Raw genomic sequence first — 14,167 nt, 5'->3', positions numbered from 1 at the left:
TCTGATAAAGCAGGACTAGTGTATATGTCTAATCTTTTAGATTTTGTGAAACCAGGTGTTATTACTGGTCATGATGTACAAAAAGTGTTTAAAATAGCTAAAGATAATCATTTTGCATTACCATCTGTGAATTGTATAGATACTAATTCTATTAACGCTGTATTAGAAACTGCTGCACAAGTTCAATCTCCAGTGATTATTCAATTTTCCTATAATGGAGCAAGATTTATGGCTGGGAAAAAACTTGAGCTTGAACCACCCCATACTGCTTCTATTCTTGGCGCCATATCTGGTGCAAAGCATGCCCATTTAATGGCAAAATACTATGGCATTCCAATCATATTACATACCGATCACTGCCCAGAAAAATTGTTACCTTGGATTGACGGGCTTTTAAAAGAAGGGGAAAGTTATTTTTTTCAAAATGGAAAACCTTTGTTTTCCTCTCATATGATTGACTTATCTTCCGAACCTATAGAAAAAAATATTGAAATTTCTCGCCAATATTTATCACGAATGAAAAAAATCAATATGACTCTAGAAATTGAACTAGGTTGCACTGGAGGGGAAGAAGATGGTGTTGAGAATAGCCACATGGACGCAGATAAGTTCTATACGCACCCAACTGATGTGAACTATGCATATACTATGCTCAGTTCAATCAGTACAGATTTTACAATTGCAGCTTCTTTTGGCAATGTCCATGGTGTATATCAACCGGGAAATATAACATTAAAACCAATTATTTTACGTGACTCACAAGATTTTGTTATGAAAAAACACAATTTATCTCATAACCCATTAAACTTTGTATTTCATGGTGGATCAGGGTCATCTTCTGATGAAATCAAAGAAGCTATTAGATTTGGTGTTGTTAAAATGAATATTGACACCGATATTCAATGGGCATCCTGGCATGGTATTCTTCAATACTATAAAAAAAATAAATCTTATCTCCAAGGCCAGCTTGGAAATTATTTGGGAGATGATAAACCAAATAAGAAGTTTTATGATCCAAGAGCATGGTTACGTGAATCTCAGTTATTTATGATAGATCGCTTAAAATATTATTTTAAACAACTGAATGCTATTAATGTACTTTAGTTCATTCTTAACTCTAACCACTATTTTTAGTGGTTAGAATGTTCTTTAGAAGACATACTCTTTTATGTAGGAAGTCATAAGAAATAAAAGTATATTAAACCAGAGACCTATCAATAGATAGGTTTGTATCTAGACATAATATCAAAAATTAAATTAGTTTAATTATTAAATATATTGTAGTCTATACTTACCGAACATGGAAGATCATCTGGTCATGATAATAAAAATACATACATCTAAATGTATTTGTACTATCAAATCCTTAGTACATCCGACTTATCTAATAAGGAAAATAAGGAAAAGTTTAAGAAACATCTATAACAATATCAGAAATATATATACAATATAATTGTATAAAAATTAAATTCCTATTTAAATAAGAAAAATTAATATTAAATAAACAGAAAGATCAATGATTCTAAATATAATCTGTAATCATTTTCAATACATTTATCAATAATTCCGTAATTTTTATAGTATAAAGAATCTATCCATTATTATATCATCACGATTTTTGACAGAAATATTCTAGATAAAAAGGATGTCTATAAACTAAATTTGATTCTAACTAAATTACTAGAGAATATTCTTTAGTATTTGTATCCAAAACCTTTACAGTTCTTATATTAAAATAGTCTTTAATACGATTTTCTATAATTAGAGACAAAAGGTTATGATCTATAACCATTACTATTTATTTCTATCTAGCTATGACCAGTCTATCAGACACGCATGATAGACACAGGAGACTATAAATAGTATTTGATATGCATTTTATTAAAATATCTATAAATCTATTTTTTATTTCTTCATCAAGAAACCAACATATATTAATTGAGCGAAAACTATTAAACTTTGATCAGAGATCAAACTATTCTATAATATATTAAAGAATTTTAATTTTTTACATAAATATATCTCAATTACTTATTATCCTATTGTTTATACCAAATAATTTTAATCTTTTAGTATTATTCTATTTTCTATCAATTGAAAATTGATTATATATCAAAACTAATAAGCTATTAAATATAGCTTTTTCTGTTTATACAATTAATTAGTAATGATAAAATCATCTTATATTATAACATGAAATTCATCAATACTTTCAGATATCATTTTATGAATTCTATCTATAATTCTATTAATCAACTATATATAAAAATATAAATAAATAAGCTATTTTCTTTTATAAATTAGAGAAAAACAATATAAATTAGAATAATTAATCATTATATTTTGTAAAAAATTTATTTGAATGGAAATTTGTTTTTCACAACTTAAGAAATTTAAATCGAAACATATTTCTTATCATAAAAAGATTGGAATACATATTAAAATCAGAATACTTACGCTATTTATCATAGATAAAAGCGCACATAAAAAAAGATAATAATATCTCTTAGATCTAACATTAAAAAATATAAAATAGTGATGATTTAATTTCTATGATAGAAATATTGAAGATATTAAATAGTTTTAACACTATGTGTACCTGTAATTAAGAATATGACTATTTATACTATTAATCATAATAAATTTTTCTGATAAAAGGAAAGTATTTAGAGTTATATAATGACTCTAATAAACAATATTAATAATATAGACATCATTTTCTTCTGATTTGTCAGGAGACAATAACCCTTTAAAACCGCAACCTACTAACCCCGCGATCATTATTATTAGAACTAAAAATCTCATTATTTGTAATATAACTATTAATTTAATCATTTTCAATCTGATTTTTACATCTTACATTACGAATATCATCTTCAATACTACAGATTTTATTGGTTATTAATTGTACTAGGTCTTGAAAATGACATGCATATTTTGAGAAAGCTTGATTACTTTTCTAATTCTTCATAATTTAGTAATCAAAACCATAGGATTATATGTATAATACAATAATATTATTATATTAATAATATTTAGACATTTAAGAAAATCTTAATTAATTTAATTTATCATCAACTAATTACTATTGAACTATTATTAATAATTAAAAACTAGAAACATAGAACAGATAAAATTCGGATCTATTTATTAGATTAATAATTTCATATAATATCTATTAAATTATAAATTCTATATTTAAAATACATATATCATATATATTGAATAATTTTACTGCATGTTAGTTTTAATCTAAAGATAAAAATTAATAAAAAATCATCTCTACTTAATAAGATGAATTTTTGAAAATAAATACTATATTTCTTGGTCATAAACGATATATGACCATCCCTTATACTCTAAGTATTTTTTAATTACTTATGAAATATTAAAATATAAAATTACATAAAATATTGATTATAAAAGAATACGTTGGATTATCAATCCTTTGGTATTGTTTATAATTCATCTATAAAATTTTAATTTTAATATTAATTATCTTTTGATATACTAAAATTTTTTTTAAAAAACGTGATTAATACTTATTATATAAAAGATAAATGATTAATATATTGATTAAAAATAAAAAAAACAAATCGGAAAGTATCATATACTAAAATATATATTAAACCATATACTAATAATCTATATTGAAAATATATAAATTCAACGTCGTTTTTAAAAAGTATATTACTTATATACCTAGTATGACTTATTTTTCTAACATAATAGATTTATTTCTATATAATATAATTATCAATGTTAAATTTTAATTTCATATATTATAATGAAAAAGAAGATATTAACATCTTTCATATTATGAAAGAAATAAAATAATTTTTTGAAATTAATTACTTTATTATGTAATAATCTTATTATTTTGATTGAGTTTAAAATAGTCATATCATATTTGAATATGATTATTATCACGATTTTCTCTTTTGAAAAGGAATAATTTATGCGTTATAGTTATCGGAAAAATATCTATATGCAGACTTGCATTTATTCTTTAATAAAGACAATAGAATATGATATAATTTTATTAATCATTCTAAGATTATTGAACATATATTTAATAAATCGATCATTCTCCTCTTCCCGTCTTTTCTTGATATTCCATCTGTTTTATTAATTAAAATATTTGATCCTAAATAACTTAACTAATATAATTAAATATTATTTCACTTATGTTGATAGCTCATGAGTGAACGTATTTAAATTTTCTAATTAAAAATCTATATCTCTTAATAGAGTATAAGAGTCAAGTAGTCACTTTCTAATAAATTTACGATAAAAAACTGATATATACATTGTATCAATCTGTCAATATACAAAATACCTGTACAATATTATAGACATAATATAATACATCTACATATAATATATCATATAATACATCTACATAGTAGATACTGTATTAAAATTAGTTTTAATAAGAGATTAGTTACACTTGTTTTAAATCTAAAAACTATAAATACAACATGGAGCGAAAAATGATAAAAATATAGTACAACTATTCTCATATTTTCCTATTAGACAAAATATATTATAATATATACTATCATTTTTATTAAGTTATTTAAAAATATCATGCATCTACTTTGAAAAATTTAACATAAAGTGTCTCAATATATATAAAAATAATTGATTTTTTATTCTAACAATTTTGATATTTTAAGGTAGTTAACTTTGACAAAAAGCATAGCGATAGCTCTTTAATTAAGTCTCGAAAAGTCAATGATAAACATTTATTTTAATTAAAATGATTTAAATTAGATATTCTATAACTACTATTCATTTGATAGCGCAGCCCTTTTTAAAACCAATGAACATATATTGAATTCAACTATTCTTGTCCTTACATCAAGTCTATACACTTAATTGATTATATGGCATATTTACAAAAGATTAGGCAAGATGGTATGAAAGATGTCACGAAAAGTCTTAAGAATCGCTACTAGAAAAAGCCCTCTAGCTTTATGGCAAACACAATATGTCACAAATTCTTTACTTATACATTATCCAGAACTATGTATACAAAAAGTTCCTATTCTGACACGTGGTGATATTATGCTTAACACATCACTAATAGGAATAGGTGGTAAAGGATTATTTGTAAAAGAATTAGAGCAGGCTATTTTATCAGATCATGCAGATATAGCAGTGCACTCCATCAAAGATTTACCAATCTACTTTCCAGAGGGACTAGGTTTAGTCACCATATGTGAACGCGAAGATCCTCATGACGCATTTGTTTCCAATCACTATTCATTAGTAGAGTTTCTTCCACTGGGATCAATCATTGGTACATCTAGCCCACGACGACAATGTCAGCTACGAGCTCAACGCCCAGATTTAATTATTAAATTCCTTCGTGGAAATATTGCAACTCGTCTTGATAAACTAGATCAAGGGACATATGATGCAATTATTCTAGCTGTTGCTGGACTAAAGCGATTGAATTTAAGTTGCCGAATTAAACACGTCATACCAGCCGAGGTAGTGCTTCCTGCCGTTGGTCAGGGCGCAATAGGTATTGAATGTCGTTTGGATGATTTAGAAACCATTAACTTACTTAAGATATTAAATCATAGTGATAGTGAAGATCGGATAATTGCAGAACGTGCTATGAACACTCGTTTATCTGCTCATTGTCAAATGCCAGTAGGTAGTTATGCCCTTTTGGAAGGGGAGGATTTATGGCTTCGAGGACTAATAGGTTCGTTAGATGGTAGTCATATCATACGTAAAGAACGACGAGGTCCACGTAAGCAAGCGGAAAAAATAGGTATTTTATTAGCCGAAGAACTCTTGATGCATGGGGCTCAGAACATTCTTTCATCATTTACTGTAGATACGCTATTTAAATGAATATTTTAGTTACTCGGCCAGAACCGTCAGCAGGCGATTTAGTAAACCAGCTACGTCATCAAGGACATATTGCGTGGTCATTTCCATTAATAGAGTTTGCTCCAGGCGCTCAATTGCATATTTTATCTAAAAGAATAAAAATGTTAAAAAAAGCAGATCTTGTATTTATTCTTTCTCAAAACGCTGTTCATTATATTAATATTTTTTTTAAAAATGAAAAATTTTTCTGGCCGAAAAAATTAACTTACTACGCAATAGGACACAGTACAGCATTAGCTTTTTATAAAATAAGTGGACATGAAGTATCCTGGCCAGATTCACAAGAAACGACCGAGATACTAATTCAGAACTTAGCCTCACAGACTATCTTTGGTAAGAGAGCTCTAATTCTTCGAGGTAATGGTGGAAGAAATTTACTGGAAAACACCTTACGCTACTATGGTGCGGAAGTAGAATGCCTTGAATGCTATCAACGTTGCGAAAAACATTATCATGGCTCAAAAGAAGCTCATCGTTGGAGAAGAAAAGGTATAAACACACTAGTCGTCACTAGTGGTTCAATGTTACAACAGCTATACTGTCTATTTTCTGATACGGATAGGGATGAGTGGTTGTTACGCTGCCGTTTATTAGTAGTAAGTAAACGTTTATTAATTTTAGCACGCAAACTTGGTTGGATCAACATCTATGTTGCTAACAAAGCTGATAACAATTCATTATTGCAAGCAATTTCATATTTCTCTTAATTGTTTCTATACATATCAAAGATGGTAACTGAGACCCTATTATATTTAATATCCATATGTTCAGTAACATCTATTTTATTTAAGATAGAATCCATATTTTTTCTATTCTAAATTAAAATTTTTATAAAACATAAATAAAGATATCGTATAGTAATGCGATTACTTAATGATTGTAATCATATTAAATTATTTTAAATCAGCATAAGGTAATCAATACTAGATTTGATAATGATCACCCAAACTTATAGGTAGAGTCAATTTTGATTATTTTAATAATCCTTAGTGGTTCTATAAGCTTTAAAATAAATCTGATATATTTAAAGATCATTAAGATTATTTATCTTCACATAAACTCATTTCTTAGGGAAGAGATCTTGATATTGAATGCTAAAAATTAATTTTTTAATTATGTAGAATTAGTTCTAATATAGTGTTATTAGTATAACTGTCTAAAAATAAAAATATATCTACACCATACGCTATAGATATATAAAACTACTATGCATCCATTTCAATATACGATTAATACTAAAAATTTGGATTATTTAGAAAGATTATTTACTTAATGCGTTCTAATATTAATTAAATATGTCATATTATTACTTCGATATATTTATCTTTGTATTATCACTAAATAATTAAAAATTAATTTATTTCAGTCATCAGATTATGAATATAAACTTTTTGTCACCGAATTGATTATACATAATAACAACTATCTCTTGTAAGAGATTATTAGAGTATTAGATTCAATAAAATGTAACTAAAAGCTCTGAAATATATATCAATATCACTCCTAAATGAAGTTATATGGGTTATGTGCGAATAAAGATTTATTGTTGTTAAATTCATATTCTATCTACATAGTAGAAGACGTTGATTGCATTAATATTTTAATATAACTTAATAAGTAACTCAACTTAGATTTATGCCTTTCCATAAAGAATCTATGTATCATTCTGATATTGACATTTAAAAAAACTAATTATGGACCTATTCTATCTAATTATAGAAAAACAACGATCATAATGATTCCAAGATAAATAAAAATAATTTTTATTCAATTAATTAATGATATGCACTGTATGTATATAGATATATTAATCTGATTTCACCAACTATTATAGTATGCTGTTGTTTATTTAAAAACATATATGTGTTTTTTTGATAAAAAATTATTATAAAGCTTGTTTTTCACAAAATTAAATATAAATCTATATTTAATATATAGATATTATCCATTGTTCTTGTTAGTCATCTAACTTGGTCTAAAATTGATACATATAAATAACATTATTTTATAAATACTAACCTTGGTTTCTCTAACTTTACGAATAAAATAGAATATTGATTGTCTAATATATAGTTATGATTAATCAAAATATGCATTGAAGTGTTATACTATACTTGATCATTTATAAGATGATATGGGTTCTGATTCAATGAACTATGTAGTTTAGAGGAAAAGTTTAAAACTTTTATGCAATATTCTACAATAAACTTCTAAGATTTTTGGATAAGATATAAATTTATTTCGATCAATGCAGTAAATATCGATTTTTCACAGAAAATTTTACCGAAAATACTATAATTAATAAAAAATAAAACCTTCAAACACTAGAAATAATTATTCAAAATGTAATATAGCTTAGTTCTATACAATTTATGATCAAATATATTATCATAAAAAATGATATTTAAAAAATTTCTAGCTCTCATTGTTACATAAAATGCCTTTTTATTGTGCTAACTATTAACTATAATGTATACTAATTGAAATCAGTCGACATAATGAGACAAAAAAGAACAACTATGGAAATACCTTCTTGATTAAAGAAAAAATCATAAATTTTAATATGCGTTACGTACTACTATATATAAATGGAAAATTCTAATTATATCAAATATAATCTCGTTATGATATTAAACTAATATATCATATATTTAGAAAAGACCGATAACGATCAATAGCTATGAAATTATACTACTTTCATCAATTTTAAAAGATCTGCATGGCTTATTCTAAGCCATGCAGAATAATTAATCTATGCTATTATAGTAGATAGATTGGAATAAAATATGAATAATACATTCAATACTTTCTATAACATATTTGTTAAATTTTAATTTATTAATCTCTTTTGAATTATATAGATTAATCAAATCTACCGTTTTATAATGATCTCAGATCAGTAAATTATATTGAATAATGCTATAAATACATTGATGTATTTTAATTAGAAAGTTTTGTAGATAATAAAATTATCTATGAAATTAAAGATATTATCTTTAATACCATTCAAAAATATAATTTTTATACAAAATTTACTATTTTAGTAAGCCTACCTTCTCATTATCTTATTATCTCATTATCTTATTAGAAGAATGAGTAATCATATCATCAAGTCTATTACAACCTTGATTATATTGAGTAAGCGAAAGATGCATCAATAAAAGGAAAATGGATATTCTTTTCGGAGATTGAAAAATCGACATCTTCAATTAATAAAATTAGATAGTATAATCGAGATAGTGCTATTTGTACGAAATAAAGAGATGATTTATTTATTCTGGTCTAGACGTGATCTTAGACTATACAATAACTTGATATATTATCTTTTTTAAATTACAGATCAACTTAAAAATATAGTCGTAGAATAACAAAATTTAGACAAGTTGAGTTATTTTCCCTATAAATATTGGAGTGACTGTATTGATTTTATTTCTGGTGGTATCAGCTTAATATTATATAATCTAGTTTCTATAACTGAACTTACTGAAATAGATAAGTAGATTTATCTTTGATTTCTAAATATCCTAAATGAGATACCTACTCCTATATGATTTAAATTAATAAATTATACCTAATTCTTCTCAACTTAAAATTTTAAATAAAATAGAATTTTGGTTTATTGTTGTTTAAAGTTATAGAAATAGTCACTATGATCTTATCTATACATTAGATAACCCCAAAAAAACCACAATGACCTAAATACAGAAAGTTTCTATTTGAAAATATAGTCGATTTCCTCTCATAATCTTACTCAATGAGTAATAATCATTATTACTGTCATGTTCTCATCTAATAGTATTAAATAAATTAGGATTATAGAAGTTACATCTAATAAGCCCAAACAATATTTCAGACTCTATAACTTAAGCAACATGTCTGATCCTTATTTTTTTACGTAGAATCTTTAACTATTTAGTTAATTCTTCTTCCGTAAAATCAATAAATTACAGATATTATTCTGTTTTGTCTATGCTGTAATAAGATTACTTATTTACTTAAAAATAAATATTCTAAATATTATTATTCTAATTTTCTATTATGAGATTACAATAATTACGTGTATTATAACTATTGCTTTCTTCTTAATTTGATAGAACAAGAGAATACATCGTTATAACTATTAAAAATAAACGAATGTAAAGTTCCTATTAAGGGAAGTTATATTCTTATAACTCTTTACTATATTTTATTTGCTTATTAATGATTTATTACCTAATGATGTTTTTTTATGAACGTGATTGTATCTATGCCGATCATTAATTGAGTAATTGTTATCTTCACGCATCTAAATTTTAGATATTAGACTAATTATAAAAAGAAAAAATTATTTTTTATTTTGATATCTTCTCATAAGAAGATGGATATCTATTATTTTATGACGACTATATTAGGTTTGTTAATTATTAGACGAGGTAACTTAAATTCTATATTATTAATTCCTTTATACCATTTTAATCTTAGTTATAACAAGACTGTGTAGGAGACTATAACATCAGAACGTCAGAAAATTTAATAATATAAATCTCATATTAGAGAACACTCGTATTACATACATATAATTATTTCATACCAGATACATTAATATCTATAATTATAGAACTATATTAGTAATATATTAGATAATCACCTATATATCTAAAAAACTATATGTTTTGTACATATGCGCCATTTATATTACATTTATATTAAATCATCTAGATTACTTTTATTTTAGTATATTTCCAACATTGTTACTAACAATAAGAATAAAATTTCTATATCTCAAATTATTTGAGATTTTTTATAAAATAACCATAGTATCTATTAATTATATTTTAAACACATAAGATTTATTTCTTATGGAAATTTTTTATTAATTTAACTGGGTAAGTTTAAACCTATTCAAACTTTGTAAAAATTATTAAAATTAATTATATAAACTTATTTATATTTTTTATCTTGTTATAAGAGAACAAAACGTTAGATTGATTTATATAGAAATTGAGATTAATCGTAATATATTACACTACTCTATTTATAGAAAGAGGCATAGTAAAATCAATATATAAAAATAATAACTCGTCATGAAAAATACAAAATAAAATTGTGTTACAAATTAAAGATTTATTCTCAATTTTAAATTTTTCTAAATAAGAAATAATTAGACAAATTTTATCATTGCAAAACTAATGATATGTTGAGATAGATCTATATCTATTATAGATTAGATATTTGAACATTATTAAAATAAATACTCTTGATCAAAAGAAATACTATGATTAAATTAGATCTCTGAAGTAAAAGTATAAAAATTTATTTTTTTATTAATTCCATATTGTAGAATAATTAAATTCTAACTATCCTGAATAAAATAATAAAATATAGCTAAAAAATAAATATTCTTAGCTATATATAAATTACATAAACATTTATTATTATACTAACTATATTAAAACTATCTAATATAGAACGTTATACACTAATCGAACGGTATAATATTTTTCGAAATATAGTCATAGGAATGGTTTGATGACTTACACAGTCTTCATCTTTTTTAAGATAGGCATAATCTGAAAATAAATCTTATGGATATTAAGTTTATCCAAATAAACCTAATTCATAAAGATTTCTGAATGTGCAATTGATATAATATATATAGAAATATCTTTGATATAACTAAAAGACCAATATAGTAAAGATAATTTAAAAAAAATAAGAAAAAACTAATTATATCCATAGCTATCTTTGTAAGCTGTCCTTTTTTTCTTTAATTTAAATGAGACGCGACCTGTTATTATGATAACAAGGATTTAAAAACACTTAACGGATTAAAATGATAATTAGAACTTCTAATTAAGTTATTGCATATTTGTATAATTAGAATGCCAGAATTTCTGGATTATGTATTCATATATCCAAGGAATCCCAAATTTCATCGATACGAGCGGTGACAACAGGGTCTTTTTTGATAGGCGTTCCCCAAGTTCGTTGAGTTTCACCCTCCCATTTATTAGTTGCATCTATCCCAATTTTTGATCCTAATCCGGAAATAGGTGAAGAAAAATCAAGATAATCAATTGGCATTTTATCTAGTATCATTGTATCACGTAACGGATCTGTTCTCGTAGTTATTGCCCAAATCACGTCCTTCCAATCTCGAGCATTAATATCATCATCACAGATGATGATAAATTTCGTGTACATAAATTGCCGAAGAAATGACCATACTCCCATCATGATTACTTTTGCATGACCAATATATTTCTTTTTAATTGTTAAGATAGCTAGACGATAGGAACAACCCTCGGGTGGTAAATAAAAATCAATAATTTCTGGAAACTGTTTTTGTAAAATAGGTATAAAAACTTCATTAAGTGCTACACCTAAGACTGAAGGTTCGTCTGGAGGACGTCCAGTATAAGTAGAATGGTAAATTGCTGAACGACGCTGTGTAATATGCGTAACCGTTAGAACAGGGAACTCATCTATTTCATTATAATATCCAGTATGATCACCATAAGGACCTTCAGGTGCTGTTTCACCCGGTTCAATATATCCTTCTAAAATTATTTCTGCTCTAGCTGGTACCTCTAAATCATTAGATATACACTTAACAACTTCAGTGTGAGCCCCGCGTATGAGCCCAGAAAATGAATATTCTGAAAATGTATCTGGAATTGGTGCTACTGCTCCAAGTATGGTAGCTGGATCAGCTCCAAGTGCTACAGATACTGGAAAACGCCTCTCAATATATTTTTGATTCCAATCTCGAAAATCTAATGCACCACTACGATGAGGTAACCATCGTATAATAAGCTTATTAGTACTTATGATTTGTTGACGGTAAATGGCGAGATTCTGTCTTTCCTTATTTGGCCCCCGTGTGATCGTTAATCCCCATGTGACCAATGGTGCAATATCGCCAGGCCAGCACTTCATTATTGGAAAGCGCGTTAAATCAACATCTTTTCCGCAGCAGACCTGCTCTTGACAAGGGGCATAACGAAGACGCTTTGTTGTCATGTTAAGCGCTTGCTTCCAGTGTGGAATTTTGTTATAAAAATCACGAAAACCACAAAGGGGATCAGGCTCTTTAAGAAAAGCAATCAAACGCCCTACTTCACGCAAAGATTTCACATCTGTTTTACCCATTCCCATTGCGACACGATTAACTGTGCCAAATAAATTGCATAAAACTGGCATGTCATAACCCTTAGGGTTCTCGAATAATAAAGCTGGTCCACCGATCTGTAAGACACGATCAGAAACTTCAGTCATTTCAAGATGAGGATCAATTACTTGTTTAATACGTCTCAATTCTCCTTTCTCTTCTAAGAAAGAAATAAATTCTCGTAGGTCTTTATGTCTCATAACTTACCAATAATGCCTAAAAATGATTTTACCAATCATAGTCATAATTTTTTCAAATAACAGATTAAATAGAATAAATTATAATATCTATATTATATAATAAATGATACATCTATTAAGATAATGAACTATACTATGTTAATTTTTTTTAAAAAAACGCATATTATGTTTAACGCAACAGTATTAATAATTGCACTCATTAATTCTCTAATCTATAAAATTCAACTAATCTATTTATAGATAGTTATTAAGAGGCATTGAATAATTCTGTTCAAATATATCGAAACATTATATATTAGATAGAATATAGTTGGAAATAGAGTTTAATATCTATTAGGATAAGGATTATGTTATATGATGATTATATTTCAATATTTTAGATGTTGAATATTATTGTGTATTGGCTTTACAAGATAATTAAATATCTTCTAACCTTCTAAGCAGGTTTCTTATATGTGATATTTACTAGATGAAAAACTCATCATCAAAATACTGTTATAAATATAACGTTTAAGCTCTAATTTGAACGTTATATGAGATGGCAATAAAACTCAAATAAACAAACGGTCATCATTTAAATTTAAATACATGCTAGTAATAACTTTATTGTGTTACTCTATTCTACTATCTACTATAGTTTTATTAAAATATTAGTTTTCATTCATATTGTCATTATAACACTCCTGTAATCATCTAATAAACACCTCTATCCTAAAGTGTCATATATGGTATAAGCTTGTCATATAAGTAATTTACATAATTACTAGATTAGTGCATATAAACAATGCAATAACTTTAAAAAAGAGAAAACACATTAACATATACAACAGATATACCGTTGATTATAAAAACTTCTATATATAAATATTACTTATCATAGTTAAATGTTCCATAGAAAATTTAACTA

General features: G+C 25.6%; 4 protein-coding genes. 3 read left to right on the top strand and 1 reads right to left on the bottom strand.

The features are described 5' to 3' along the window. Window positions 1-24: 24 nt before the first annotated feature. The 3 genes from fbaA (at window position 25) to hemD (ending at window position 6,617) form a co-directional block, all read left to right on the top strand. Complete coding sequence (gene fbaA, locus HACICURT3053_RS01540) at window positions 25-1,104, top strand: class II fructose-bisphosphate aldolase (protein WP_157991995.1); 1,080 nt, start codon at window positions 25-27, stop codon at window positions 1,102-1,104. Window positions 1,105-4,929: 3,825 nt separating this feature from the next. Next, the gene (gene hemC, locus HACICURT3053_RS01535) at window positions 4,930-5,871 is read left to right on the top strand and encodes a hydroxymethylbilane synthase (protein WP_157991994.1); all 942 of its coding nucleotides are present in this window, start codon (window positions 4,930-4,932) and stop codon (window positions 5,869-5,871) included. Next, entirely contained in the window at window positions 5,868-6,617 is a 750-nt protein-coding gene (gene hemD, locus HACICURT3053_RS01530; RefSeq protein WP_157991993.1) for a uroporphyrinogen-III synthase, read from the top strand. The genes hemC and hemD overlap by 4 nt, the downstream gene beginning before the upstream one ends. 5,179 nt (window positions 6,618-11,796) lie before the next feature. Here the strand turns inward: hemD and ubiD are convergent. Continuing rightward, a complete protein-coding gene (gene ubiD, locus HACICURT3053_RS01525) occupies window positions 11,797-13,260 on the bottom strand; it encodes a 4-hydroxy-3-polyprenylbenzoate decarboxylase (protein ID WP_157991992.1) in 1,464 nt (487 codons plus the stop codon). Window positions 13,261-14,167: the final 907 nt, after the last annotated feature.

Origin of the sequence: Candidatus Erwinia haradaeae (assembly GCF_900698855.1) — a bacterium.
Taxonomy (GTDB): Bacteria; Pseudomonadota; Gammaproteobacteria; order Enterobacterales; family Enterobacteriaceae; genus Erwinia_E; species Erwinia_E haradaeae_F.
Note: the sequence above shows the minus strand (reverse complement) of the source record. Positions and strands in the feature narration are given on the sequence as shown.